This window comes from Streptomyces sp. NPDC002018, assembly GCF_042890865.1.
Lineage (GTDB): Bacteria > Actinomycetota > Actinomycetes > Streptomycetales > Streptomycetaceae > Streptomyces.
In genome coordinates this window covers 89,124-115,599 of the sequence record NZ_JBIASO010000002.1, presented here as the reverse complement: position 1 = coordinate 115,599, position 26,476 = coordinate 89,124, and the positions used below count along the sequence as shown (strand labels likewise).

22 protein-coding genes are annotated in these 26,476 nt (G+C 69.9%); 12 read left to right on the top strand and 10 right to left on the bottom strand.

What is annotated here, in order from left to right; genetic code table 11:
* Positions 1-73: 73 nt before the first annotated feature.
* On the bottom strand, positions 74-856 hold the full coding sequence (gene nagB, locus ACFYYH_RS04000) for a glucosamine-6-phosphate deaminase (protein ID WP_388545567.1): 783 nt from the start codon (positions 854-856) through the stop codon (positions 74-76).
* Positions 857-1,543: 687 nt separating this feature from the next.
* On the opposite strand from nagB, the gene ACFYYH_RS03995 reads away from it, so the two are divergent.
* On the top strand, positions 1,544-3,037 hold the full coding sequence (locus tag ACFYYH_RS03995; RefSeq protein WP_388546315.1) for a PAS domain-containing sensor histidine kinase: 1,494 nt from the start codon (positions 1,544-1,546) through the stop codon (positions 3,035-3,037).
* Positions 3,038-3,315: 278 nt separating this feature from the next.
* On the opposite strand, the gene ACFYYH_RS03990 is transcribed toward ACFYYH_RS03995, so the two are convergent.
* Together ACFYYH_RS03990 and ACFYYH_RS03985 are read right to left on the bottom strand one after the other, a co-directional pair.
* Positions 3,316-3,573, bottom strand: coding sequence for a WhiB family transcriptional regulator (locus ACFYYH_RS03990; protein ID WP_004937597.1), 258 nt, complete (start codon positions 3,571-3,573; stop codon positions 3,316-3,318).
* A gap of 316 nt (positions 3,574-3,889) precedes the next feature.
* Positions 3,890-4,858 carry a diacylglycerol/lipid kinase family protein gene (locus ACFYYH_RS03985; RefSeq protein ID WP_388545564.1) on the bottom strand — a complete coding sequence of 323 codons (969 nt, stop codon included), beginning with the start codon at positions 4,856-4,858 and terminating at the stop codon, positions 3,890-3,892.
* Positions 4,859-4,952: 94 nt separating this feature from the next.
* On the opposite strand from ACFYYH_RS03985, the gene ACFYYH_RS03980 reads away from it, so the two are divergent.
* Positions 4,953-5,387, top strand: coding sequence for a hypothetical protein (locus ACFYYH_RS03980; RefSeq protein ID WP_388545563.1), 435 nt, complete (start codon positions 4,953-4,955; stop codon positions 5,385-5,387).
* Between the two features lie 283 nt (positions 5,388-5,670).
* Here ACFYYH_RS03980 and ACFYYH_RS03975 read toward each other — a convergent pair whose 3' ends face one another.
* The 3 genes from ACFYYH_RS03975 to ACFYYH_RS03965 all read right to left on the bottom strand — a co-directional run bounded on the left by ACFYYH_RS03975 (position 5,671) and on the right by ACFYYH_RS03965 (position 7,571).
* On the bottom strand, positions 5,671-6,654 hold the full coding sequence (locus ACFYYH_RS03975) for an RNA polymerase sigma factor SigF (RefSeq protein WP_388545560.1): 984 nt from the start codon (positions 6,652-6,654) through the stop codon (positions 5,671-5,673).
* Positions 6,651-7,064, bottom strand: coding sequence for an anti-sigma regulatory factor (locus ACFYYH_RS03970; protein ID WP_066950067.1), 414 nt, complete (start codon positions 7,062-7,064; stop codon positions 6,651-6,653). Before ACFYYH_RS03970 ends, ACFYYH_RS03975 begins: the two co-directional genes overlap by 4 nt.
* Positions 7,065-7,310: 246 nt before the next feature.
* Entirely contained in the window at positions 7,311-7,571 is a 261-nt protein-coding gene (locus ACFYYH_RS03965; protein ID WP_388545557.1) for a UBP-type zinc finger domain-containing protein, read from the bottom strand.
* Between the two features lie 35 nt (positions 7,572-7,606).
* Here ACFYYH_RS03965 and ACFYYH_RS03960 point away from each other — a divergent pair, with 35 nt between their 5' ends.
* A complete protein-coding gene (locus tag ACFYYH_RS03960) occupies positions 7,607-9,208 on the top strand; it encodes a Na+/H+ antiporter (RefSeq protein WP_388545555.1) in 1,602 nt (533 codons plus the stop codon).
* Positions 9,209-9,324: 116 nt separating this feature from the next.
* Here ACFYYH_RS03960 and ACFYYH_RS03955 read toward each other — a convergent pair whose 3' ends face one another.
* Together ACFYYH_RS03955 and ACFYYH_RS03950 are read right to left on the bottom strand one after the other, a co-directional pair.
* On the bottom strand, positions 9,325-10,344 hold the full coding sequence (locus ACFYYH_RS03955) for a 1-aminocyclopropane-1-carboxylate deaminase/D-cysteine desulfhydrase (RefSeq protein ID WP_388545553.1): 1,020 nt from the start codon (positions 10,342-10,344) through the stop codon (positions 9,325-9,327).
* Positions 10,345-10,378: 34 nt separating this feature from the next.
* Entirely contained in the window at positions 10,379-10,969 is a 591-nt protein-coding gene (locus ACFYYH_RS03950) for an N-acetylmuramoyl-L-alanine amidase (RefSeq protein WP_388545550.1), read from the bottom strand.
* A gap of 450 nt (positions 10,970-11,419) precedes the next feature.
* On the opposite strand from ACFYYH_RS03950, the gene ACFYYH_RS03945 reads away from it, so the two are divergent.
* The 4 genes from ACFYYH_RS03945 to ACFYYH_RS03930 all read left to right on the top strand — a co-directional run bounded on the left by ACFYYH_RS03945 (position 11,420) and on the right by ACFYYH_RS03930 (position 15,288).
* Positions 11,420-12,826, top strand: a complete 1,407-nt coding sequence (locus ACFYYH_RS03945; RefSeq protein ID WP_388545547.1) for a family 2B encapsulin nanocompartment shell protein — start codon at positions 11,420-11,422, stop codon at positions 12,824-12,826.
* Positions 12,827-12,955: 129 nt separating this feature from the next.
* Positions 12,956-14,020, top strand: a complete 1,065-nt coding sequence (locus ACFYYH_RS03940) for a family 2 encapsulin nanocompartment cargo protein polyprenyl transferase (protein WP_388545544.1) — start codon at positions 12,956-12,958, stop codon at positions 14,018-14,020.
* 73 nt (positions 14,021-14,093) lie between these two features.
* Complete coding sequence (locus ACFYYH_RS03935; RefSeq protein WP_388545542.1) at positions 14,094-14,690, top strand: GNAT family N-acetyltransferase; 597 nt, start codon at positions 14,094-14,096, stop codon at positions 14,688-14,690.
* A 151-nt stretch (positions 14,691-14,841) separates the two neighbouring features.
* Positions 14,842-15,288 (top strand): DUF6304 family protein, encoded by a 447-nt coding sequence (locus ACFYYH_RS03930; protein WP_388545540.1) that lies wholly within the window; start codon positions 14,842-14,844, stop codon positions 15,286-15,288.
* Between the two features lie 728 nt (positions 15,289-16,016).
* Here the strand turns inward: ACFYYH_RS03930 and ACFYYH_RS03925 are convergent.
* Together ACFYYH_RS03925 and snpA are read right to left on the bottom strand one after the other, a co-directional pair.
* Positions 16,017-16,712 carry a hypothetical protein gene (locus ACFYYH_RS03925; RefSeq protein WP_388545537.1) on the bottom strand — a complete coding sequence of 232 codons (696 nt, stop codon included), beginning with the start codon at positions 16,710-16,712 and terminating at the stop codon, positions 16,017-16,019.
* 127 nt (positions 16,713-16,839) lie between these two features.
* A complete protein-coding gene (gene snpA / locus ACFYYH_RS03920; RefSeq protein ID WP_388545534.1) occupies positions 16,840-17,499 on the bottom strand; it encodes a snapalysin in 660 nt (219 codons plus the stop codon).
* A gap of 191 nt (positions 17,500-17,690) precedes the next feature.
* Between snpA and ACFYYH_RS03915 the strand changes: the two genes are divergently transcribed.
* The 5 genes from ACFYYH_RS03915 to ACFYYH_RS03895 all read left to right on the top strand — a co-directional run bounded on the left by ACFYYH_RS03915 (position 17,691) and on the right by ACFYYH_RS03895 (position 26,430).
* Positions 17,691-18,860, top strand: coding sequence for a LysR family transcriptional regulator (locus tag ACFYYH_RS03915; protein WP_388545532.1), 1,170 nt, complete (start codon positions 17,691-17,693; stop codon positions 18,858-18,860).
* Positions 18,861-19,234: 374 nt separating this feature from the next.
* Positions 19,235-19,633, top strand: coding sequence for a RidA family protein (locus ACFYYH_RS03910; protein WP_388545530.1), 399 nt, complete (start codon positions 19,235-19,237; stop codon positions 19,631-19,633).
* Between the two features lie 106 nt (positions 19,634-19,739).
* Positions 19,740-20,522 carry a metallophosphoesterase family protein gene (locus tag ACFYYH_RS03905; RefSeq protein WP_388545528.1) on the top strand — a complete coding sequence of 261 codons (783 nt, stop codon included), beginning with the start codon at positions 19,740-19,742 and terminating at the stop codon, positions 20,520-20,522.
* A 59-nt stretch (positions 20,523-20,581) separates the two neighbouring features.
* On the top strand, positions 20,582-20,914 hold the full coding sequence (locus ACFYYH_RS03900; protein ID WP_388545525.1) for a hypothetical protein: 333 nt from the start codon (positions 20,582-20,584) through the stop codon (positions 20,912-20,914).
* A gap of 698 nt (positions 20,915-21,612) precedes the next feature.
* The gene (locus ACFYYH_RS03895) at positions 21,613-26,430 is read left to right on the top strand and encodes a hypothetical protein (protein WP_388545523.1); all 4,818 of its coding nucleotides are present in this window, start codon (positions 21,613-21,615) and stop codon (positions 26,428-26,430) included.
* Positions 26,431-26,476: the final 46 nt, after the last annotated feature.

The window sequence follows — 26,476 nt, the reverse complement described above, 5'->3', positions numbered from 1 at the left end:
CGGGCCACCCCGTGTGGGGGAGGCCCGGCACCGTTGTGTCCGGGGGATCACCGGAGGCGGCCGCCCGGGGTGGTCAGATGCCCTGCCAGCCGGGCTTGGCGGCGAAGGTGTCGCGGAAGTAGTCGGCGAGCTTCAGCTTCGACGCGGCGGCCTCGTCGACGACGACCGTGGCATGCGGGTGGAGCTGGAGCGCGGAGGCCGGCACCACCGCGGCGAGGGGGCCCTCGACGGCCTGTGCCACCGCCTCGGCCTTGCCCTCGCCCGTGGCGAGCAGCACCAGATGGCGGGCCTCCAGAATGGTCCCGATGCCCTGGGTGATGACATGGTGCGGCACCTCCTCGGGGCTGTCGAAGAAGCGCGCGTTGTCCGCTCTCGTCTGGCGCGTGAGCGTCTTGATCCGGGTGCGCGAGGCGAGCGAGGAACAGGGCTCGTTGAAGCCGATGTGCCCGTCCGTGCCGATACCGAGGAGCTGGAGATCCACTCCACCGGCCTCGGCGAGGGCGCGGTCGTACGCCTCGCACGCCGCCTGGACGTCCTCGGCGCTGCCGTCGGGGCCCAGGAAGGCGCTCTCCGGCAGGCCGAGCGGCTCGACGACCTCGCGCAGCACGACCGAGCGGTACGACTCGGGGTGGCCCGCGGGCAGTCCCACGTATTCGTCGAGCTGGGCGATCCGCGCGCCCGAGGCGTCCACGGCACCGGAGCGGACCTTGGCCGTCAGCGCCTGGTAGATGGGGAGGGGGGTCGAACCGGTGGCCACGCCCAGCAGGGCGTCGCGCTTGCGGCGCAGCAGGGCGGCGATGCTCTCCGCGATGAGTTCGCCGCCTGCCGCCGCGTCCTGGACGATGACAACTTCCACGCTGGGCCCGCCGATCTGGTGATGTGTCCGATGTGGTATAGACCAATCTAGCAGAGGCGCCACGGTGAACGGAGGTCTCGGGAGCGGGTCCGGTGGTGCGGCGGCGGAGCCGCGTGGTCGACCGGGCCCGACGGCGGGGGCCGGGAATGTCCGGTCCTCGGGGGGTTCTGGGGAAGCCCGCCGGGGGACGGGAGAACCGCTGTGTGGGCCGGTTCCCCGGCCGGACGGGGCGAGCGGCCGGGCCACCATCGCCGGGAGCCGGGAGCCGGGAGCCAGGGAGAAGCCAGGAGCCAGGGAGAAGCCAGGGGCCAGGAGCCGGGCGCGCCCAGGGCGCCGACGAAGGTCACGGAGACGCACCGGCGGCCCGGACCGGCCGCCGACCCGCGGGCCGCGGCGCCGCGACGGGACCCTCAACCCGTCCGGCACCGCAGCCCGGAGTTGCTCGGCCGACGGGTGTGCGGTCCCGTACGGCCGTGGGAGAGGTTCCGTCGCAGTCAGGGCAGAGAGCGCCGGTACCTCGGTCCACCCTCCTGTGCGGGGAGGGTGGAGGCTCTATGGCATCATTGTGGACTAGACCATTCTTCGCTGTCCATGCGTACACCGAGCCTATTTCCCGGCGGACGTTCGCGACAGACCATGGTTCGTGCCGGTTCCCGCCGCGCGGGTACGCTCGCCTGTGTGCCCTCCATGAACGACCTCGTACGACAGCACACAGCCCTCAGTGAGTCCGACCTGGAGTGGCTGCATCTGCTCGTCTCGGAGTGGCAGCTCCTCTCCGACCTCTCCTTCGCCGATCTCGTCCTCTGGGTCCCCACCCGGGACGGCACCCGCTATGTGTCCGTCGCCCAGATGCGCCCCAACACCGGTCCCACCTCCTACCAGGACGACATGGTCGGCCATCTCGTCCCCCGGGGCCGCAGACCGCTGCTGGACGCCGCGCTGGACGAGGGGCGCATCGTCAGGGAGGGCGACCCCGAGTGGCGCGAGGAGGTGCCGGTACGGGTCGAGTCCATCCCCGTACGGCGGGAGGGCCGGGTCCTCGGAGTCATCGCCCGCAACACGAACCTGCTCACGGTCCGCACGCCCAGCCGGCTGGAGCTGACCTATCTCCAGTCCGCCTCAGACCTGGCCCAGATGATCGCTGCCGGATCGTTTCCCTTCCCCGGCCAGCAGGTCGACATGGACGCCTCCCCGCGGGTGGGCGACGGACTGATCCGGCTCGACGCCGAGGGCGTCGTCCAGTACGCGAGCCCCAACGCCCTCTCCGCGTACCACCGGCTGGGGCTCGCCTCCGACCTGGTCGGCCATCACCTCGGCAGGACCACCGACGAACTGGCCCCGGCGCGCGGCCCGGTGGACGAGGCGATGGTCAAGCTCGCCAGCGGTTACGCGCCCCGGGAGACCGAGGTCGAGGGCAGCGGCGGGGTCATCCAGCTCCGCGCGATCCCGCTCAAGCCCAAGGGCGTCCGGATCGGCTCGCTGGTGCTGCTCCGGGACGTCACGGAACTCCGGCGCCGCGAGCGTGAGTTGATCACCAAGGACGCCACCATCCGGGAGATCCACCACCGGGTCAAGAACAACCTCCAGACGGTCGCGGCGCTGCTGCGCCTCCAGGCCCGGCGGATGGACTCGGAGCAGGGCCGCGAGGCCCTCAACGAGGCCGTACGGCGCGTCGGTTCCATCGCGATCGTGCATGAGACGCTGTCCCAGAATCTGGACGAGCGGGTGGAGTTCGACGAGATCGCCGACCGGGTGCTGGCGATGGTCGCCGAGATCTCACCCGGCACGATCGCCTGCCGCCGCACCGGCCGGTTCGGCATTCTCGACGCCGAAGTGGCCACCCCGCTCTCGATGGTGCTCACGGAGATTCTCCAGAACGCGCTGGAACACGCTTTCGCGCCGGGGGAGCAGGGCCGGGTCGATGTCTCGGTGGTCCGCAACGGCGAACCGCGGAAGAAGCGGGGCGACGGGCCGCGTTCGGACGCCCGGCTGCTGATCACGGTCCAGGACGACGGACGCGGGCTGCCCGAGGGATTCGATCCGCGGCGGGGCGGCAATCTGGGGCTCCAGATCGTACGGACCCTGGTGGAGGGCGAGTTGGGCGGCGGTTTCAATATGGTGCCGGCGCCGGTGCGCGGCACCCGGGTGGTGCTCGACATCCCGGTGGAGCCGCAGAAGTAGCCGTACGGATGGTGGGCGGGGCGCCGCATTGACATATCCGGCGGCGAGTTGACGCGGACCGCGGGGCGCGGGCCGCGGGCCGCGGGCCCGGACCGCGGGGCGCGGGCCGCGGGCCGCGGGCCGGACAGCAGCGAGCCCCGGACCGTGGTGACGGTCCGGGGCTCGGTTCGAAGCTCACTGTGCGATGCGCATCGGGGGGTACTGCGCGCTGCGGTTCGGGGGCGGGGCTATGCGTACACGCTGTACGCTCCGCCGGGCTCAGGCTCGTGCAGGGTGCTTCAGGCGGTCGCGTTACGCGCCCGGTTGCGAGCGGCGCGGCGCTTCATAGCGCGGCGCTCGTCCTCGCTGAGGCCACCCCAGACACCCGAGTCCTGGCCGGACTCGAGCGCCCACTGCAGGCACTGCTCCATGACGGGGCAGCGACGGCAGACGGCCTTGGCTTCCTCGATCTGCAGCAGCGCAGGACCGGTGTTGCCGATGGGGAAGAACAGCTCGGGGTCTTCCTCGCGGCAAACGGCGTTGTGACGCCAGTCCATGGCTGCTACCTCTCTTGGTATTACGTGCAGATTGCTTGTGAATGTGAACGCTTTCACGAATCCCTCGACAAGGGAAGGGCCGACCGCCAGATGGACTGGTGTGGTCCTTGGAATGAGGAGGGGTTCTGGTTCTCAGGGAGGCCGATGTTGCGGGCCGTCCCGATCGCCATGTAGAGATTCGCAAACCTCGGCGGCGGATACAACCCCTTCTGGAAAGTTTTTTTTGATTCCTCGGTGTCGACTAGGTCACAGCCGTACTTCCATGGGGTGGATCCCAGCCTAAACGTTCGAGTGAAAGGACTTTGGCCCCTTCTACTCACACAATCACACGCAGTGCACGGCGTACGCCTGTGAACGTCACGCTCGTGCGCAGTCCGAGGTGGTCTCCGTCCATCTGGAGTGGGAGGGGTGCCTTGGAATGCAAGGTGAAGTCGGTCAGATCATGAAGAGACACCGCATGCCGTCCGTGAGGCCCCCGATCGGGGCTCGACGTGAGCAATTGCGTCGCATATCTGGCCACCGCCGTTGTCGACAATCTGGTCAGCCCGAGAATGTCCAGGGCCGCGTCGAAGGATGCCTCCGGAGACGCGTACAGCGGACGATTGCCCAGGTAGGTCCAGGGGGCGGTGTTGCAGACTATGGAGAGCACGAGATCCTCGACCGGGTCCGCGCCGGGGCGTTCCAGTGTGATGAGCCCCTGTCTGCGATGGGGCTCCTCCAGGAACTGGCGGACCACCTGCCGCACATACAGGGCGTGTGTCGAACGCTTTCCGCGTTCCCGTTGCTGTTCGACCCGGCCGATCACGCCGGCGTCGAAACCGAAACCGGCGCAGAAGGTGAACCAGCGGGACGGCACGGCCTCGTCCTCGGTCCCCGGAGTTCCGGCCGCCAGTCCCAGACCGACCGTACGTTCGCTCCGCAGGGCCAGCGCGTCCAGGATCGCGCCCGTCGCCTCCACCGCGTCATTGGGCAGCCCCAGCGCGCGGGCGAAGACATTGGTCGAGCCGCCCGGGACCACCGCGAGGCGCGGCAGCCGGTCCGGATCCGGGCCGTTGTGCAGCAGGCCGTTGACGACCTCGTTGACGGTGCCGTCCCCGCCGAGGGCCACGACCAGCTCGATGCTGTCCGAGTCGGCGGCCCGTCTGCCCAGGTCACGGGCGTGCCCGCGATACTCCGTGGTCACCACTTCGAGCTTCATCTCGCTGGCGAGCGCGTGCATGAGTACGTCGCGGGTGCGTGCACTGGTGGTGGTTGCTGCCGGATTGACCACAAGGAGTGCGCGCATGCCCAGCAGATTACCGGCCGGACGCGGAGGGGTCGTCTCCGGGACGTCCGGCCTACCGGGGAGTACGCGGGACGCCAGTGGTTACCCTGCAGGGGTGAGCAGCAGTGAAGAGACCACCGCCCCCGCGTCGTCCCCGCGCCCCGCGCGCCTGACCGCGGCGGCCGCCGTCTGTGGGCTCGAAGCCCTGGCGCTGGTCGTCGGCGGTGTGTATCTGCTGGTCATGGGCGTGCTCGGGCGGCCGGACAGCCCCCAGCAGGCGGAGATGGGGGGCATCACCCTGGTCGTCCTCGGGGTCATCCCGCTGCTCGCGGCCCGTGGGCTGCTGCTGCGCAGAGGCTGGAGCCGGGGGCCGGCGCTGATCACCCAGATCATGGCCCTGCCGGTCGCCTGGACCCTGCTGCGGGCCTCGGGGGGACTGATCCCGGCCGGGATCGCGCTCGCGGTGGTCGCCATCACGGGACTGGTCCTGATCGTCAACCCGACGACCACGGAGGCCCTCGGTATCCGGGGCCCGGCCCGCGACGCCTGAGCGGAACGGCACCGCGGCGGAACGCGGCAACACGGCACGTACACACTCCGTGCGATTCCGCACACACGTCGTGTGCGTTTCACACGTACGGTGTGCGCGTCCGGACAACCCGGACGGCAGTGCTCGGGACGGCAGTGCTCGGGACGGCAGTGCTCGAAACGACAACGCATCCGGACGACAACGCATCGGGGCGGCGCACCCGGACAAGCGCATCCGTCAACACGTCCGCGCGGTGTCCCGGCGACAGCAGAGCCCGTCCACCCCGGGCTCCCGGCCGGTGCGTCTACTCCTCCACCAGCAGCCGCTCGCGAAGCTGCGCCAGCGTACGGGCCAGCAGGCGCGAGACATGCATCTGTGAGATGCCGACCTCCTGCGCGATCTGTGACTGCGTCATATTGCCGAAGAAGCGGAGCAGCAGAATCCGCTTCTCTCTCGGCGGCAGGTCCTCCAGCAGCGGCTTGAGCGACTCGCGGTACTCGACACCCTCCAGTGCCTCGTCCTCCGCGCCCAGTGTGTCCGCCACCGCCGGGGACTCGTCGTCCGTGTCCGGGACGTCCAGCGAGAGTGTGGAGTACGCGTTGGCGGACTCCAGCCCCTCCAGGACCTCCTCCTCCGAGATGCCGAGCCGCTCCGCCAGTTCATGGACCGTGGGCGAACGGCCGTGCTGCTGGGAGAGTTCGGCCGTGGCCGTCGTCAGCGAGAGCCGCAGCTCCTGGAGCCGGCGCGGCACCCGCACCGCCCAGCCCTTGTCCCGGAAGTGCCGCTTGATCTCCCCGACCACCGTCGGGGTCGCGTACGTCGAGAACTCGACGCCGCGCTCCGGGTCGAACCGGTCCACCGACTTGATCAGGCCGATGGTCGCGACCTGGGTCAGATCGTCCAGCGGCTCGCCGCGGTTGCGGAACCGTCTCGCCAGATGCTCGACCAGCGGCAGATGCATCCGTACGAGCTGGTTCCTGAGGTCCGCCCGCTCGGGCGAGCCGTCGGGCAGCTCGCGCAGCTCGACGAACATCGCCCGTGCGCCGCTGCGGTCATGTGGATCGTGGTGCTTGTCGTTGTGCTGCTCGCTCATAAAGGCCGCCCGCTCTGCCTGCGCCTGCTCCGCCGCGGCCGTCTGGCCGTCAAGTCCGTCCTCCGGGTGGGGACGGGCCTGCTGCTCCGGGATGCCCGCGGGGGCGGGCACCAGCTCCTCCGGAGCTTCGTGCCCTCCCCGCGGTTCCCGTGGGATGCGCCCCTCGTCACGCACCGGACCGTCCCCGTTCCTCACGCCGGCCCGGGTCCCGCGCCGCGCTGTTTGTAGAGGCTGATGGTGACCGTACGGTCCTCCGCCACCGTCGAGTCGACCTTGCCGGCCAGCGCCGAGAGCACCGTCCAGGCGAAGGTGTCACGCTCCGGCGCGCGCCCGTCGGTGGTGGGAGCCGAGACGGTCACTTCGAGCGCGTCCTCGACAAGGCGGAAGACACAGCTCAGAACGGAGCCCGGTACGGCCTGCTGGAGCAGGATCGCGCAGGCCTCGTCCACCGCGATGCGCAGGTCCTCGATCTCGTCGAGGGTGAAGTCCAAGCGCGCCGCGAGGCCGGCCGTGGCCGTACGCAGCACGGACAGGTAGGCACCCGCAGCGGGCAGCCGGACTTCCACGAAGTCCTGGGTCCCGGGCTCGCCTGCGATCTGGGACACCCTCACCTCCAAGGTGGCACAAGCTCTTCAGGGCTCCGGGACGGGGGATGTCCCGGAGCCTCGCGGTACGTAGTCGGTACGTAGCCGGTCTGGACTGGCGACGCTATCGCGATTCCGTGGTGCCGTGTCGCCGGGGACCCCCGTCCGGCGACTGTCACTCATGGTAAGCACATGGGCACGGAAAGTGCCTAGAGGTCTACGGTGCTCAATTGCGAGCAACCGGCGGAGGGTTGACGTACCCAGCCCTCAGACGATCGAACCGTCGACATAGCACCAGCGCCAGCTCTCACCGGGCTCGAAGCTCCGCATCACCGGATGCCCCGTTTCCTTGAAGTGCGCCGTGGCGTGCTGGTACGGGGAGGAGTCGCAGCATCCGACCACTCCGCAGACCAGGCAGAGCCGCAACTGGACGGGGTGGCCGCCGACCGCGAGGCACTCCGCGCAGGTCTCACCCCGTGGGGCGGGCTCGGGGCGCGGCAGTACCGCTACATGGGGGCACTCACTCATGATGACCAGGTTACGACGTGTGTGAGGACGGTGGGATGGACGTATTGCCCCTGGTGGCACTGGTGGCGGTGAGCGCGGCGATCGCGGGGGCCGCGCGCAGGACACCGGTCGCGGCGCCGCTGCTGCTGGTGACCGTGGGACTGATCGCCTCGTATGTGCCGGGCGTACCCAGTTACTCGCTCGATCCGCATATCGTGCTGCCCCTGCTGCTGCCGCCCCTGCTCTACACGGCGGCGGTGGACAGTTCGTATCTCGATCTGCGGGCGAACATCAGGCCCGTGGCCCTCCTCTCGGTCGGCTATGTCCTCTTCGCCACGGTCGCGGTGGGCTGGCTCGCCTATCTGCTGGTGCCCGATCTGCCGCTGACCGCCGCCCTGGTGCTGGGCGCGGTCGTCGCGCCGCCGGACGCGGTGGCGGCCACCGCCATCGCCCGCAGGCTGCGGCTGCCGAACCGGATCACCACCATCCTCCAGGGCGAGTCGCTCGTGAACGACGCCACCGCGATCACCGCGTTCAAGGTGGCGCTGGGCGCGGCGGTCGGCGCGGGCGCCACCTGGGCGGGCGGGCTCCGGGAGTTCGCGCTGGCGTCGCTCGGCGGCATCGGGGTCGGTCTGGTGCTGATGGTGCCGCTGCACTGGCTGCGGACGCATCTGAGGGACGCCCTGCTCCAGAACACCCTCTCGCTGCTCATCCCCTTCGTCGCCTACGCGCTGGCCGAGCAGGTGGGCGCCTCGGGCGTGTTGGCCGTCGTGGTCGTCGCGCTCTATCTGGGGCACCGCTCCTGGCAGGTGGACTTCGCGACCCGGCTCCAGGAGCACGCGGTGTGGAAGATGATCGCGTTCGTCCTGGAGTCCACGGTCTTCGCGCTGATCGGACTCCAGTTGCCGTTCGTCCTGGAGGGGCTCGGCGCGTACGGGGTCGGGGAGTCGCTCCTCTACGCCGTCGGGGTCTTCGTGGCGGTGGTGGTGGTCCGGTTCCTGTGGGTCTACCCGGCGACCTTCCTGCCGCGCGTGATGTTCCGGCGGATCAGGGAGCGTGAGCCGGACACCAACTGGACCGCGCCGCTGATCGTCGGCTGGGCGGGGATGCGCGGAGTGGTGTCGCTGGCGATCGCCTTCTCGATCCCGGTGGCGCTCGACGACGGCCGGCCGTTCCCCGGGCGCAATCTCGTGCTGTTCCTGACCTTCACGACGGTGATCGGCACCCTGGTCGTCCAGGGGCTCACCCTGCCGGTGCTGATCCGGATGCTGAGACTGCCGGCCCGCGACCGCCACGCCGAGACCCTGGCCGAGGCGCAGGCGCAGAGCGAGGCGTCCGCGGCGGCCGAGCGGCGGCTCGCCGATCTGCTGGCCGACGAGCGCAACGCGCTGCCCGCGCCGCTGGCCGAGCGGCTGCGCGCGGTCCTGGACCGCCGCCGCAACGCGGTCTGGGAACGGCTCGGCGCGGTCAACGCGGTGACCGGGGAGTCGGCCGACGAGACATACCGGCGGCTGTCCGGAGAGATGATCGAGGCGGAGCGCGCGGTCTTCGTGGAGCTGCGGGACCTGCGGCGCATCGACGACGAGATGATGCGGACGCTGCTGCGCAGGCTGGACCTGGAGGAGGCGGCGGCGTACCGGGAGGACGGCACGCCCTGACCGGCTCGGGGAGGAGGCCGGCGGGGGAGGATGTCCGCGCGGAACGGGAGCGGGGTCGGGGACGGTGCGGGGGCGGCACGGGGTGCGGGGTGCGGTCGGGGCGTCGGCCCCGGCGGCTAGGGTCCCGGCCGCCGCCCCGACTGCGGCCCAGGCTCAGGCTCAGGCCCCGGCTGTGACCCTGGCCCCCGCTGGGGCGGCGGCGCCGGGGTTTCGCGGGGTTCCGGGCCGCCGGTGATGACGGCGGCCACCGTCGTACCGCGCGGGAAGTGGCCCTCCTCCGCGAGGACCGTCAGCCCGTACAGCATTTTGGCGACATAGAGACGTTCCACCGCGAACCCGTGCCGGTCCTCGAAGTCCTCGGCGAACGCGTCGAGGGCCGGTGACGTACGGGCGAAGCCGCCGAAGTGGAAGCGGTCGTCCAGCCGCCACTCCCCGGCGGGCCCGCCGAACGCGGCGCGCTGGAGCTCCCGTATCTCACGCTCCAGGAACCCGCCCCTCAGGACGGGGAACCCCAGCGCCCGCTGCCCGCTGCCGAGCCCCGCCGCCAGCCCCGCCAGTGTGCCGCCGGTACCGCAGGCGACCGCGACGGTCCCGGCCGCGCCGCGCAGCTCCCGGCCGAGGTCCGCGCATCCCCCTACGGCGAGCGCGTTGCTGCCGCCCTCGGGCACGACCTGGACGGAGCCGGGCTCCAGCCCCTCCCGCGCGAGCAGGGCACGGACGGCCGCGGGGTCGGCCTTGTCGCGGTAGGCCGCGCGGTCCACGAAGCACAGCCGCATCCCGTCGGCCGCGCACCGGGCGAGCGACGGGTTGAGCGGACGGCCCGCCAGCTCCTCGCCCCGTACGACACCGACGGTGTCGAAGCCCAGCAGGCGTCCGGCCGCCGCGGTCGCGCGCAGATGGTTGGAGTAGGCGCCGCCGAAGGTCACCAGGGTGCGCCGGCCGGCGGCAGCGGCGGCGCGCAGATTCGGCATCAGCTTGCGCCACTTGTTGCCCACCAGTTCGGGGTGGATCAGATCGTCCCGCTTGAGGAGCAGCCGTACGCCATGACGGGTGAAGCGCTCGTCCGCGGCAGGCCGCAGCGGCGACGGGAGCCGTGGCCGCAGGTCCCCGGGATCGAGTGCTTCGTAGGAGGTCACCCCGCCATTGTCCGACGCGCGGCCGGGCCGGGCCTCACGTGAGCCGGTCGTGGACACGGTCCCGCAGGGAGGCCATCGTGAAGCCCCGGGGATCGATCTTGCCCGGCTGCCACTCCAGATGGCCGATCACCGAGGCGGCGGTCCAGCCGTGGTACCGGCAGACGGCCGCGGCGGCCCGCTCGGCGGCCTCCAACTGGACATCGGGCCAGGGGTCCTCGCCGTCGCCGAGGTTCTCGCACTCGAAGCCGTAGAAGTAGCGGTTCCCGTCGGTGTTGGCCTCGCGGCCCGGGGGCAGCCGCCGCTCCGCGATCACGGCCCGCAGCACGTCCACATCGCCGAGCCCCGCGTGATTGGCCCGGCCGTGGCCGACCAGATGGACCGCGCCGTCCTTGGCGATCACACCGTGGCACAGCGGTCCGGGCAGGGCGGTATGGCCGTCCTTGCAGAGCCGTACGGTGGCGTCGGTGCCCCGGGTGACGGTGTGATGGACCATCACCCCGTGGACGGGCCCCCAGGGGCCCTTGTGGTCCCGGTTGTGGGTACTCCAGTCGCCGACTTCGACGACCGTCAGGCCCTCGCTCGTGAGCGCGTCGAGAAAGCGTTCCGCGGACATGGGTCGGGCCATGGCCGACTCCTTCCGGTTGGCGAGCGGAATGTCTCGTACCGCGGCTTGTTACCCGAAGGCCCGTGGTGTTACGGGCCGTTCGGACGGTGTGCGAGCCGATCCGGACAGACCGGGGTGGTGCGGAAGCCGCCGGACGAGTCACCGGGGGCCGCCGGCGCGTTCGCCGGTGTGTCGCCGGTGTCGGCCGGTGCGTCGGCCGGTGTGTCGCCGGTGTCGGCCGGTGCGTCGGCCGGTGTGTCGCCGGTGTGCCCGTGGGGGCCGCCGTACGGGCGATCGCCTGGCGCGGACACGCCACCCAGCGGCCCTGGCTCTGGGCCGTCAGGATGAAATTCGGTGTGTTCTGCCCCGTCGGGAGTGATCCAGTCCCACTCTTTTGTGTAATGGCGCGCTCACTCGCCGTGCTGGAAGCTTTCTGCTTGCAGGTCAGCACATGATCGAGAGGGAGACTTCATGTCGGTTGGTGACGAGGTCCGCGCAGCGCAGCCGTCGGCCCAGCAGAGTCTGGGAACGGCCGCCGCCCGGAACCTGGCGACCACCACCAAGTCCGCACCGCAGATGCAGGAGATCACCTCGCGGTGGCTGCTGCGGATGCTGCCGTGGGTCCAGGTGCAGGGCGGTACCTATCGGGTGAACCGCCGGCTCAGCTACGCCGTGGGTGACGGCCGCGTGACCTTTGTGCAGACAGGGGACCGGGTGACGGTCATCCCCGCGGAACTGGGGGAGCTGCCGGCGCTGCGCGGGTACGGTGACGAGGACGTGCTCACCGAGCTGGCGCGCCGCTGCGAGCAGCGGGAGTACGCGGCGGGAGAGGTCCTGGCGACCACCGGTGACGCGGCGGATCAGGTCTTTCTCCTGGCGCACGGCAGGGTCGAGAAGGTGGGGGCGGGTCCCTACGGGGACGAGGCGGTGCTCGAAGTCCTCGCCGACGGCGCGTACTTCGGCGACCAGGCCCTGGTGGACGGGGAGGCCATCTGGGGATACACGGCACGCGCGGCGACCGCCTGCACCGTACTGGTGCTGCGCAGGGGCGACGTACTGAACCTCGCGCACCGCGAGGAGTCCCTGAGCGGGCATCTGGCGTCGCTGGCCTTCGTACCGCACCAGCGGACCAACAAGTACGGCGAGGCCGAGATCGAACTGTCCGCCGGGCATGTCGGCGAGGCGGTCGTGCCGCACACGTTCGTGGACTACGACGCGTCGCCGCGCGAGTACGAACTGAGCGTCGCGCAGACCGTGCTGAAGGTCCACAGCCGGGTCGCCGATCTCTACAACCAGCCGATGAACCAGACCGAGCAGCAGTTGCGGCTCACGGTCGAGGCGCTGCGCGAGCGCCAGGAGCACGAGCTGATCAACAACCGCGAGTTCGGGCTGCTGCACAACTGCGACTACGGCCAGCGGCTCCAGCCGCACGACGGCGGGCCGAGCCCGGACGACATGGACGAGCTGCTCTCGCGCCGCCGGGGCTCGAAGCTCTTCCTCGCGCATCCGCGTGCCATCGCCGCCTTCGGGCGCGAGTGCAACAAGCGCGGGATCTACCCGGACAGCGTGGAGGTCGGGGGCCACCATGTCCCGGCGTGGCGCGGTGTGCCGATCTTCCCGTCGAACAAGATCCCGATCTCCGACGCCCGGACGACCTCGATCATCTGTATGCGTACGGGCGAGGCCGAGCAGGGAGTCATCGGGCTCCAGCAGAGCGGTATCCCGGACGAGATCGAGCCCAGCATGTCGGTCCGCTTCATGGGCATCGACGAGCAGGCGATCATCTCGTACCTGGTCACGGCCTACTACTCGGCCGCCGTTCTGGTGCCGGACGCCCTCGGTGTGCTGGAGAACGTGGAAGTGGGCCGCTGGAGCTGAGGCGACCGCCCCGGGTGGGTCGGCCGTGCCGTCCGCACGGCCGGCCCACCCGGGCCCGGGCACCGCACCCGGTGTCCGGGCCCCGGTTCCCGTCCGGCCCCATCTGCCGCAGAGGAAGTGACCGTGACCATGACCAGCACGGATGCCGCCGTCGAGAGCGGTGCCGACCCCGCGACCGAGGGCGAGGAGGCCGTCGCCCTCCTGGAACGCACCCGTATCGCCGTCCATCCCGAACTGCGTTCCACCGTCGAGTCGTTGCCCGTCTCCTTACGACGGATCGCGATGTACCACTTCGGCTGGGAGCACGCCGACGGAACCCCCGCCTCCGGGCGGGCGGGGAAGTCGATCAGACCCGCGCTCGTCCTCGCCGCCGCCCGCGCGCTCGGCGGCGACCAGCGCCAGGCCGTCCGCGCGGCCGTCGCCGTGGAACTCGCCCACAACTTCACCCTGCTCCACGACGATGTGATCGACGAGGACCCGACCAGAAGGCACCGCGACACCGCCTGGAAGGTCTTCGGCACGGCGGACGCCATCGTCGCGGGCGACGCCATGATGGCCCTCGCCCTGCGGCTGGTCGCCGAGGACCCGCATCCGGCCTCGGGCGCCGCCGCGGCCCGGCTGGCGGCCTGTGTGGTCGAGCTGTGCGCGGGCCAGCAGGCGGACTGCGCCTTCGAGCGGCGCGATCCGCACGATGTCTCCCTGGACGAGTGCGTCACCATGGCGACCGCCAAGACGGGAGCCCTGCTGGGCACGTCGTGCGCGCTGGGCGCGCTGTACGCGGGCGCGGGGGAGGAGCAGGTCGCCGCGCTCGACGCCTTCGGCCGGGAGGCGGGGCTCGCCTTCCAGCTCATCGACGATCTGATCGGGATCTGGGGCGACCCCGACCGTACGGGCAAACCGGCCGGTGCCGATCTGGTCGCCCACAAGAAGTCACTGCCGGTGGTCGCGGCCCTGTCCTCGGGCACTCCGGCGGCCGAGGAGCTGGCCGAGCTGTACCGCGGCCCGATGGACGCCGACGCGGTGCGGCGCGCGGCGGTGGCCGTCGAGCGGGCCGGCGGGCGTGACTGGGCACAGCACCAGGCGGCGGACCGGATGTCCAGGGCGGTCCACCAGCTCTCCCTGGCGGTCCCCGATCTGGCGGCGGCGGGCGATCTGCTGGCTCTCGCGGAGTTCGTCACGCGCCGTACTCGCTGAGCGCGCCGGGCGATCCGGGCCTACGATCGGCAACGTCGGATCGACGAGTCGGATCGACGAGAAGGGCCGTGAGATGGGCACAGGCATCAGACGGGCGGGGCAGAGCGACCGGGCGGCCCTGGTACGGCTGCTCGAAGAAGCCTTCGACGACGATCCCGTGAGCCACTGGATCTTTCCCGACGTGGACCACCGCCACCGGGCGCTCGGCCTCTTCCTCGGGGCGTTCACCGATATCGCGCTCGCCGAAGGGCGGGTCGACCTCATGGAGGACGGGACGGCCATGGCCCTCTGGCTCCAGGTGCCGTCGGGCAGGCCCGAGGAGGAGGACGACACCCCGGCCCGGATGAGGGCCCTGGCCGATCCGGACAATGAACGGGTCGAACTGGTCGGCCGGCTGACGGGGGCGATCCATCCGCACGACCGGGCGCACGAGTATCTGCTGATGATCGCGGTGTCGCCGGAGCACCAGGGGAGGGGCCGGGGCCGGGCACTGATCGAACCGGTGCTGGAGCGCTGTGACCGGGAGGGCGTCCCGGCCTATCTGGAGGCGAGCAGCACCCGCAGCCGGGGGCTGTACGAGCGGCTCGGGTTCATCTTCACCGGGACGACGGTCGATCTGCCCGGCGGACCGCACTTGTGGCCGATGTGGCGTGAACCCCGGGGCTTCTGAGCCCCGGCCCCGCACCATCACCGCCCGGAGCAGGGCGAGTTGGGATCTCGCCCCGCACGGGCGCGGGGAAACGCCGTAAGTGTCCGGAAGTACGACAGGAAGCGGTGACCCGTGCTGCGGGAGAAGATCGGCTAACGCTACAGTCCGCGCCATGACAGCGGAGTCGACGGACACATGGGCGGGTTGGTACCGGGACCGCCAGGGGGCGGAAGCGATCACCCTCACCGCGGGTGGGCGGCAAGTGCGCACCCGAATAAGGGGAGTTGAGTACGAAGGAGCGGATTTCGCCGCACTGGAAGCGGTAGGGGCGGGCGAGGCGCTGTCGTCGTGCGTCATGGAGTGGGACATACCGCTGCCCGTCAGCTCGGAGGGCACGGTCCAGCAGGCCACGCTGAGCTGTCTGCTGGCGCTCAACGAGAAGGGCGCCGAGGCGTCGGGCGGCCGGGGCGCCGAGCTGAGCCTCACCCTGCACTTCGGCGGGGCGGCCTATGCGTCGGGTATCGCCGGGGGCGGCTTCGAGGAGGCCCTGGACCGTATCCGGCGTCAGCTTCCGGACGGTATGGAGCTGGGCGGCAAGTCACTGGTGGGCGCGGCCTGACGCCACCGTCGAGACCGGCCGTGCCGACCCGGCCCCTGCCCCGGCTCGACCGGGACGAACGGCCCCGGCCCGATGGGCCGGGCAGCCCCTGATCCGGTGGGACGCCCGGCCCCCGGCCCGGCGGGCGGAGACTCCCCGGCCGGCAGGGCGGGCGGAGCCCCTGATTCGGCGGGGCGGGGCGGAGATCCTGGCCCGGTGGGGCGGACGGTCCGTTGCCCCATGGGGCGGCCAGACCGGCCCGGGGGCGGGCTGACCCCGGCCCGAGGGGCGGGCCGAGACCGGTCCGGTGGGGCGGGCGGAGCCCTGGTCCGGCGGGGCGGAAACCCCGGTCCGGTGGGGCGGGCAGTCCCCCGTCCGGGGGGACGGGGCGGACATCCCGGCCTGGTGGGAGGGCAGTCCGTTGCCCCGTGGGGGCAGCGACCGGCCCGTGGGACGGACAGTCCCCGCCCAGTGGGGCGGGCCGAGACCGGTCCGGGGAGCGGGCAGAGACCGGTCCGGGCGGGCGGGGGCAGAAATCCCGGCCTGGTGGGACGGACAGTCCCGCGCCCAGTGAGGCGGGCCGACCGCAGCCCGGGGAGCGGGCCGAGACCGGTCCGGGCGGGCGGGGCGGAGATCCTGGCCCGGTGGGGCGGACAGCCCCTTGCCCCCTGGGGCAACGAGACCGGTCCGGGGGCGGGCAGGGAACGTGCCCGCCCCGTGGCTGCGCCGCCTTCCGGCGGGCGGGGCCGTCAGTCGGCCGACTGGGCCGGCGACTCCTCGATCCAGCCGCCGTCGACCGCCGGATTGTCGTCATGGAGGACGAACTCCTCCTCGATGTCGACGGGTTGGAAGCCGGCCATGAGGAGCCCGTCGAGCAGCGCGTCCAGCCGGGCGCGTGCCACCGGTCGGCCGACACCGCGCGCACGCTGGGTCACGAAGCGTTCCTGGACCCCGCCCGGCAGCACACGCCGGGCATTGCGCGAGATATGCGCGGAGTGCCCCTCGACGACCGCGGCCAGCCGCTTGGTGTCGTAGGGGATCGGCAGCCGTAACTTGATGTGGTGTTCGAAGTGGCACTGCGCGGGCAGCGTCGCGGCCTCGGCGTCGGTCTGCGGTACGCCCGCGTTCCACGGCGCCGCCTCTATCTTCGTCCGTACGACGGTGAATCCGGCCCGGACCAGGCGCTCCGCACACTGTTCGGCGGCGCGGCGCTGCTCGTCCAGGCTGCCCGTGCCGTGCAGGGTGAGCATCGGCTGGGAGGGGGTGCGCCCACGGTCCAGCACGATATGGGTCAGTTTGACGCCGTGGGCCGCCGCCCACGCGCCGAGCGCCGCGACCGTGTCCGGCCGGTCGGCCCGTACCGTCACATGCGTTTCGAAATCGCCTTCGATGGCCCGGCCGAACGCGCTGCCGCGCGGTGCGCCGGTGTCCGTACTGAAGTCCACCGAGAGACGTTACCAAGGGGGACACGGCGAGGGGCGCCCCTGGACCGTGTTGCGGTCCGGGGCGCCCCTGTCGGGCGGTTCGGTGCCCGGGGCGGTCCTGCCCGTGGGAGGAGGCAGGACCCGGGGGTCAGGACACCTTGGCCATCGCGGCCGCGAGGCCGTTCACCCAGAGCTGGTTCACCCGGGAGCGCTCAGCCGCGTTCGGCTGGGCGTTCTGGCAGGACGTGCCGGGGCCGCCGCCCGACATCAGCTCGCTGCACGGGCCGGAGTAGTGGTCCGGGAGCCCGAGGACGTGCCCGGTCTCGTGCGCCGTCACACGGGTGGAGTTGTACTGCTGGTTCTGGCGGTAGTCCAGGAAGATATATCCCCGGCCATGACCGTCGGTGCTCGCGTACGAACCCCGTGAGTCATTGCCCTCGTAGTACGTGAAGTCGGCGTTGCTGCCGGCCTGGAGCTTCACATTGCTGACCGCGCTGTTCCAGATCGAGGTGCTGCTGGCTATCTGGCTTGCGAAACTCGGGGCGTTCGAGGCGTTGTAGACCACGGTGACGGCCTGCACGCCGGGGTTCGCGGCGCGCTTCTCGGCGACCGACTTCAGGACGGCGTCGAAGAAGGCCTTGTTGGCGGTGGCCTCGGCCTTCGAGCCCGCGTAGGCGGCGTACGAACCGGTGCCCGCGGGCGCGGCGGCGGTGTCGGCGGCGGTGGCCGTGGGCGCGACGGTGAACGCCGTCGCGAATGCCAGACCAATTCCGCAGATTGCGGAAATCGCCGTCTTGGGGTGCTTCATGTGGGGGGCTCCCTACTCGTCCGTTGAACGGGTTCGGTACGGGAAGTCTCGGGGAGCCCGGCGCTGTGCGGATGATGTCAATTCCCGATAACACCAGCGCATCACCCTGGCCGACTTTCAGTGAATGCGCCGCCAATTACTGCGTTTTGGACACCTGGTGCGGCTCATGCGGCCGTTCTACTCTCGGGGACATGGAGCTGGAGGTGAGGCACTTGCGGGCCCTGTGCGCCATTGCCGATGCCGGCAGTCTGCACAAGGCGGCACGACAACTCGGCATGAGCCAGCCGTCCCTGACGACCCAACTGCGGCGTATCGAGAACTCCCTGGGCGCCGAGCTGTTCTCGCGTGAGCGCACCGGCTGCCGGCCCACTCCGCTGGGCCGCTCCGTGGTGAGCCGGGCCCGGCCGCTGCTCTCCGGGATGGCCGCGCTGGTCGCCGAGGCGCGGGCGGCGGCCGATCTGACCGGCGGCCCGCGGCTGCGGATCGGCTCGACCGCGAGCCGCGCGCTGGTGGGCTGGCTGCGCCGGCTCAGGCGGCGGCTGCCCGGTACGGACATCTCGCTCCAGATGGACGTCTCGGCCAACGCGCTGCTGCGGACGGTCGCCGCGGGGCAGCTCGATGTGGCGTTCGTGCACGAGGTGGAGGGCTGTCCGCTGACGGTTCCCGAGGGGCTGGAGATGCGGGTACTGGTCGAGCGGGAGCCGCAGTTCATCTCCCTGGCCCGTGACCATCCGGCGGCGGCCAGCGCGGTGGTGGAACTCGCCGATCTCGCCGGGGACCGCTGGATGGTCGACCCCACGGTGGACGGGGAATGGGACGGGGTGCGCCGGGTGCTCGGCGCGGCCGGGCTCAACCCGCCTGTACTGCACGGGGATTATCAGACGGCCGCGTCGCTCATCGCGGTCGGCGGGGCGGTCGCGCCCTGCCAGCCCACCTCGCGCCCGCGCGAGGACATGGTGATCAGACCCCTGAGGGACGATCCGCTGGCGGTGCGGCTGCTGCTGTTCTCGCGGCCGGGGACGGGCGGGGAGCACAGACCCGGCGCCGCCGCCGAACGGGGCACGGGCCGTGGATCCGGCTCGGAGGACGGACCGGCCTCGGACGGCGGACCCGGCCCGGAGGACAGAGCGGGATCCGAGAACAGACCGGGCTCAGAGGGCAGATCCGGCTCGGAGGGCAGATCCGACGCGCCCGCCGGATCCTCCGCCGAGCTGCCCGTCCTGGACGAACGGGTCTCCATCGGCGCGGAGGTGTTCCCGGACCTGGAGGAGGCCTATCGGGAGGCGGCCCTGGGCGCGGTCGACTACCGCCTCTGGCTGATGCGCAACAAGAGCCCCCTGCTCCACGCCCCCGCCGCCTGAGCCCGCCGCCTGAGCCCGCCGCCTGAGCCGGCCGCGGGGGCCGGCTGCTGGTTCCGGCTCCGGAGCCCGCCACCGGGCCTCGCCCGACCCCGCCGGGCCCGCCGCCCGACCCCGCCGGGCCCGCCGCCCGACCCCGCCGGGTCCGCCGCCCGACCCCGCCGGGTCCGCCGCCCGGCCCGCGACCGGGCCCGCCCGACCCCGCGGGGACAGCCCGCCCCCGTCCCGTCGTTGGCACTCTGCCGCCCTGCTGCTCCGCCATCCCCCCACCCCGCCGCCGCGCTGCGCGTGGTCCATCCTGCACAGTGGACCGAGGCCCGCGCCCGGACGGGGCTCACGGGGCGACGCGCCCCCGGCAGAGTCGAAGGAGCGATGAGATGGCCCACCGTATGACCGTCCCCGGACTTTTTCCGCCGCCGGACTACGCGCACACCGCCGTCGTCGAGACGGACCGCCGGCTCGCCTTCCTGGCCGGGGCCGTGCCCCTCGACTCCGACGGCAAGCTCGTCGGGCGCGGCGACCTCGTCGCCCAGACGGAGCAGGTTCTCGCCAATCTCGACACCGCGCTCGGCGCCCTCGGATGCGGTACCGCCGATGTCGTCGCCACCACGGTGTATGTCGTCGCGACGGATCCGGCGGATCTCAGCCGGGTCTGGGAGGTGGTCCGCGCGGGCGGGCTCTCCCTCGGCCCGCACACCTCCACGCTCCTCGGCGTCTCCTGCCTGGGCTACTCCGGCCAGCTCGTCGAGATCACGGCCGTGGCGGAGGTGCCCTGAGCACGCCCGCGCCCGGCTGGCTTTCCGCGGCGATTTTCCGCGGTGACTTTCCGCGCCGGGCGAACGGTGTTCCCGACACCGGCCGGGCCGGGGAAGGGTGGGACCCATGCCGATCTCCAGGGACCGTGTTCCCCGTACAGCCGTACTCTCCGACATCCACGGTGTCCTGCCCGCTCTGGACGCGGTGCTCGCCGAACCCGACGTCCGGGCCGCCGAGCGCATCGTGGTGACCGGTGACATCGCCGCGGGACCGCAGCCGGCCGAGGTGCTCGACCGGCTCGCCGAGCTGGGTGGGCGGGCCGTACTGATCGGCGGCAACGCCGACCGCGAACTGGTCGAGGAGCGCCGGGGCCGGCCCCCGGCGATCCCGGACGAGATCGCCTCCTGGGCCGCTGGCCGGCTGCGCGACGACCAACTCGCCCTGCTGTCCGGGCTGCCGCTGACGCGACGGCTGCCCGTGCCCGGACTCGGCGAGGTCCTGTTCTGCCACGCGACCCCGCGCGACGACGAGGAGGTGGTCCTGGTCGACTCGCGCCCCGCCCGCTGGGCGGAGGTCTTCGACGGGCTGGACGAGGGGATCCGTACCGTCGTGTGCGGCCACACCCATATGCCCTTCGTACGGCTCGCGCACGGCCGTCAGGTCGTCAACCCGGGCAGTGTCGGCATGCCGTACGGACGGCCGGGCGCGCACTGGGCCCTGCTCGGCCCCGGCGTCGAACTGCGCGTCACCCGGTTCGACATCGACGCCGCCGTCACCGAGCTGACGGAGCGGTCCGCCTTTCCCGGCATCGCCGAGTGGGCCGACTACTTCCTCCGCGCCCGCGCGAGCGACCTCGACGCGCTGGAGGCCTTCGGGCCCAGGGACGGCCGTAGCGGCCCGCACCTCTGAGATGCTGCCCAGCGGAACGGGTACGACAGCACGGCACGCGGACGGGCGGGAGACAACCGGTGGGCTACACGGACGAGGTCTGGCGCGTCGTGGCACGCGAGGACGGGCGGACGGTCGGGCACATCGCCATCGAGGTGGCCGACTTCCCCTGGCTCAGCGGCCGTTTCACCCCGGGCCCCGCCTTCGCATCGGTACGGCCGCTCTTCGACCACGAGCTGGCGCTGCTCGACCGTATCGACGAGGAGTACCAGGCCTGGGAGGCCGCGTACGACGACGTCGTGCGCGCGGTCTCCCTCCACTCCCCGGACGGCCCCGTCGCGGAGTTCCTGCTCCACATCAAGGGCGACCGCGCCTGGTTCCGCTGGAGCGACACCCCGTTCCCGCAGACCTGATCCCCCGCGGTTCCGCACGGGAGGCCGAGCCGGCCGGGGGTCCGCCCGTACCAGCGGCCCGGAAAAGTGACCGCACCCGGTCCCGCGTGGGCTCCCTAGGGAGCGTGCTGCGGGCCGGGTGCGGTCAGGTAGCCGCTGCGGAAGTGGAAACCGCAGGTCAGATGCGCTGATCGAAGATCGGGCCTTCTTCGTCTCCTAGTAATGGGCCAGGTCGGTGACCTGCGGGGATTTGCCCTGTGGGGCGCTGGCCTGGCCTTTTGCTGACGGCTGGCGATGGGGTACGCCGGTCTTGAGCGGGTGTCCTGCGGACTGTGTGCGGACTGGGCAGGGACTGATGCGATATGACTTCACGGCTCTCGACGCACCGTTACGGTGAGCGGTGCGGCCACTGATAGCACGATGCCACCGAGGAACACATGAACGAGTCTGTTGCACCGGATGCTGCTGCTCGGTCCGAGGGCGAGACAATATCTGGATCTGCCACTGTTCCCCAGGATGCGACCGCCGGGGGCGCCACCGCCGCGGCTGGCGAAACTGAGCGAGGATCGAGCACCTACGCCACCGGCGGTGGCGGCGTTTCGTTCGCCCACCGCGTCGCGGCCGTCTATCTCGCCGTCATGTTGACCGGTGCACGACGGGCGGAGGTATCTGAGCTGCCGGTTCGGAGGATCTCATTCCAAACCGGTCCGACTCACCCGGTGGATGACCTTCTGGTTGAGTGCGGTGATGAGGCAGCCGAAGTCGTCCTTGCCGTGGCATGCCGGGCAACGCCAAGCTTCGTTCAGAGCCATGACGATACGGTGAAGCTTGTCGGGTCGCTGCTCGCCGAGGTCGAGAGGTTCGACACCGATGCTCACCAGGTCGCTGTCGCGACCGCCGGTCGGCGCAATCAGTGGGACGAACTCGAAACGCTCTGCGCCATCGCGCGTGCTCATGCCGACCCGGAAGCGTTCCAAGCGTCCATGGGCGTAGATGGCCGCTGGTCGAAGCAGGTGCGCGAGCGACATGAGCATTTCCTGAAAATGGTCAAGAAGGCGGTCGAAGCCGACACCACGCCGAAAGAGGCCCTGCGCCTGGCGTGGCGGCTGCTTGGTCGGCTACACATCCTCGGATTCGCGGTTCAGAGCCCGGATGAAGGTGACCGTGCGGCGGCCGCGACGTCGCTGGATGTTGTGGCTTCGGCTGCAGCCGACGGGGTGGAGGTCCGGAACCAGCTAGAGATCGAGGCAACCCGCTACGACGCGACGGGCGCCGTGGTGGACCTCAAGATGCTTCGCCGTGACATTCACGTGGTCCTGGATGCGGCCGCGACTCGAAGCCGACACGCGTGGTCGGTGCTCGCTGATCAACGCAAGCTGGCTTTCGCCGGCGTTCGGACCACTATCGGTGATGCGTCATCCGGCGGCCCGGTCGAGATCTCGTTCGCCGACCGCCGCGAGCAACTCGCTGAGGCCCTGCGCGAGGCCGGTACTCGTGCATCGGCTCTGTTGGTATCTGGCGAGTCGGGCATCGGCAAGAGTGCGCTGGCGCTGTCGGCCGTTACAGAGTTGGAAGCCGCAGACCCCGCCGGGTTCCAGGGAGTGGTGGTGAACTTCCGGGGACTGCCGCAGTCGAGCTTGGAGCTGCGAGCTGTCCTTGGGATGTCGCTGGAGGACGTGCTCGCGGAGACATCGGCACCGTCTCGGGTCCTGGTCATCGACGCAGCTGATGCTGCTCTGGAGCGGTCCGCCGGCCTCCTGAGTGATCTGGTACTGGCAGCAGCTGCGGCGGGCATTGGGCTTGTTGCGGTTTCATCTGACGTGGCCCTGGGTTTCGTACGGGAGCAGGTGGAATTGGGGTTCACGAAGTCCGTGTCGTCTTTCACGATGCGACCGTTGGGCGATGAGGACATCTCGGTCGTCTCAGGCCACTTTCCGCTCTTGCGTGCGGTCTTGCGAGACCTACCCGTGAACTCGCTGCTGCGTAGACCCGTTGTGCTGGACCTTCTGGCTAGGACCGGTGCGGAGCCGGATAGGTCACTGGGTGAGTGGGAGTGCCTTAATCTGGTGTGGAGCAGGATTGTTCGGGGCGATGGGCGGCCCGGTGTCGGCTCGGCGGAGGCGCGCGAACAGACATTGCTTGCGGTAGCCGCAGCAATCATGGAGCTGCCCGAGGGCCGTCGACCCAGCACAGGCATCGATGCTGCAGCGGTCGACGCACTGCGTCGGGATCACCTGCTTGCGCCACCGAGCCCATATCAGAGCCAGCCGGATTTTGCACATGATGAAGTCCGACGGTATGCGACTGCCATCCTTCTCGTCCGTAGCCAGAGCCCGACTGAGTTGCTGCAGGCAGCGGGGGCGCCCCGGTGGGCACTGTCAGCGGCCACTCTTGCGTGCAAGGGGCTGCTGAGAGCACCGGGTGCTCGGCCCGTCCGGAAGTTCATCGAACTGCGCTCGCAGTTTGCTGAGTTCGCTGCTGCGCGCGGAATCCGGTGGAGTGATGTCCCAGTGGAGGCGGTACTGGAGACGCCATTCGCGTACGAATGCCTGAAGTCAGCATGCAAGGATCAGTCTGTCGACTTGGTGCTCAGCGACGTGGTTCGGGTTGTTCAGCAAAGGCATAAGGTCAACGGGCTGATCGACCGGTCAAACGCGAACCCCATTGTGCGGATTCTCCTTGATTCTGAGCAACCGTGGGACGTTTCGAAAGAGTCCTTCGAGCTGCTCGCGGATTGGCTGCAAGCCCTGTCCTTGGCAAACGTTCCTGCTGGTGACGAACTGCGAATCCGTCTGCGGGAACGTCTACTGGCGCACTGGAAATCCTTTCCTCTACGCAAGGCCCAAGGGGACGTGCCGTCCGGACGGATGCTGCAACGTCGTCGACGTCGGCGCGAGTTGGATCGCCACCTGACTGGAAAGGAGTTCGTCGAAACGCTGGCGCTGCTCGGTCCGGACATTGATGATGCCGTCGAAGCTTGCCTTCGGGCTATCGGGGAAGACGCGCCAGCATTCCTGGCCCCGGCAGCAGACGCGCCGCTTAGCGCCCGCGCCTTGACGCAGAGGGATCCGGAGCTATTGGCGACGCTGATGGCGGCCTACTACGTTGACGACGAGCGAATCTGGCATCGACATGAGGGTGTTCGACGGCACCAGGGTCGGTGGAAGGGGGTCGGAGTACCTTTCTCGCAGTACTATTTTGGTGGGTTCTGGCAGCTATTTCAGGCGGCGTCTCCAACGACTTCGGCGCGGGTGTTGAACGCTGTCTTGAATAGTGGCGCGAAGGCGCGAGTGAAAACGCTTTCGCGACTTAGTCCGCCTTTTGCGTTGAGTGATTCATTTGATGACGAGGGTGGGGATGTTGGTGGCGAGACGGAGAAGCCGCTGGGTGACCGCGGTGCCATTCTGAACATTGACGGCACTGCCCGCTTGTACGTCGGCGACAGTCATGTATGGAGTTGGTACCGGGGCGCGTCGGTCGGCCCCCACTCGGCGATGAGTGCGCTTCAGGCAATGGAACGGATTGCCGACATGTGGTTGAGTCGAGGCGTAGCCCCGAAAAGGATCATTGAGGTACTCCTAAATGACTGTGAGAACTTAGCAATTCCGGGTATGCTGTTCGGGCTGCTCGCACGCCACGTGCAGAACGTCGAAACCGAACTTGACCTGTTCCTCGCCGAACCGATCGTCTGGGAGTTGGAATTCGGTCGTGCAACGAGAGAGTATTCAAGGCTGAGTGTAAAAACCGAGGGGCTTGCGAACCTCGAACGTCGCCAATGGACACCGCGTGAGGTAGCCATGCAACTGATGGTGCACGGCGGGCAGGAGCGTTTCCCAGCTTTGAAGGAGGTCGGCCACAAGCTTGTCGAAAATGGCGACCGGCTCGGTATAAGCCAGGAGCTTACGAAGAACTGGGCCGCCAGTCTGGACGCGGACCAATATCGACTCAAGCGGCATGGCAATGAGGTATATATCGAGGTCGAACCGCCATCTGAGCTGCGAGCTGGCCTAGAGAAGGAAGCGGCCCACCAGGAGACTGTGCAGACTAGCTTGCGGCTGCAGAATCGGTACTGGGGATCGGCCAAGACTAGCGCCAAGCACATGCCTCCTCCGTCGGAGGAGATCGCCGCGGACCTGGCGGCGGGCCGTGCCCTGCTGGAAGACGACGAAGCTGTGAGCCCGAGCCGGTATGTGAATTCCGTTTCTCACGTCGTCCGGGCAGCGGTGGAACGAGCTGCCACTGGGGATACAGGGGCGCTGGGCAACGAAGCGAAGTTCGTAACGGAATTTGTCGTCGGCATCGCGTCGTCCTTCCAGGAGGCCGAGGAGCAACGTCACGAGGACCAGTTTTTCGATCTTGGTGCCGACCGAGCCGTGGCACAAGCCGTGCCGGCGTTCCTAACACCCGCACTGGCTGCGCCGCTGGGAGCGGCCGACGGCTCGATCGAAGATGTAGCCGAGGCTGGTCTTGCGATGGCAGGTAAGGCGTCCCTGGAGACTCGGCTATACCTCGCACGTGGATGCGATGTCGTCTGGAGATCCCCATGTCACTCCGATCCCTGCACCCATCGGACCGCGTTGAACTGGTTGCTTGAGACCGCCCGTGGCGCGGAAATCGGTCCGTGGGACCAGGAGGGCCAGCGACGGTCGAGAGTCCGAATTACCGGCGATGTTGCCCGACGCCTCCAGGAACTACCGGGTGACTCCGTCGACATCGCGGTTCTCGACGCAGCCATTCGCGGACTCGGCGCAGCTGCGTCGCTAGGTCATTGTTGTACCGACGACGCTGCCGTGCTGCTCACCGTGTTCCTCCACGTCGAGCGGCGCGCCATGGTCGTGCAGGCAAACGAGGGCTGGTCTGCGGACGACCGCGGGACGCACACTCTGGCCGCCGCACGAGCCCTGCTCGGATGCTTCGCAACGGGCGGTGACGCCGGACCGATCATCGAGCACCTCGATGCTCTTCGCGCAGATGCGGGACTGATGACGAACTTTCTTCACGGTCTTGCCGCAGCAGGTGCAGAGAACGAACGGCTGGCCGAAGCTGCCCGAGGTGTCTGGCCATCTTTGCTGCGCCACGCCGTTGGCTACGTGAGTGACGCCCTGAATCCCTACCGCGACCGTCACTGGGGTGCCTGGGCCGCTGCTGCGCTTCTACCGGACCCTCTTCCGTGGGTGGAAGGTCTATACAACGAGGTCGTCGGTCTCCCCATCGACTGGGTTCGTGCTGAAGACCTCGTTGGGTCTATCGAGGATTGGCTGTCGACCGCTCCCGGGGAGGTCAAGCCTGTCGACGCGCTCATCGGCATCCTGCGAAAGCTCCCGAAGGAAGTGCAAGCCACCCGCGGCATTTCGTGGGTCTCCGACCTGTGCATTCAAGATGGACGTGTCACAGTCAAGCAGTCGTGGTTTTCGGATAGCTGGCTCAAGGACATTCGCAGAGCGGCCGAGGAGCTCGGCGAGTTGGATAAATGGCAGATGCTTGTCGACTCCTTGGTGGTCGCCGGAAATGAGACGCTGGCGCCGTACAGCAGGTGATGCCTCAGGGACCCGTCAGATCTCTTACGACACTTCCGGATCGCTG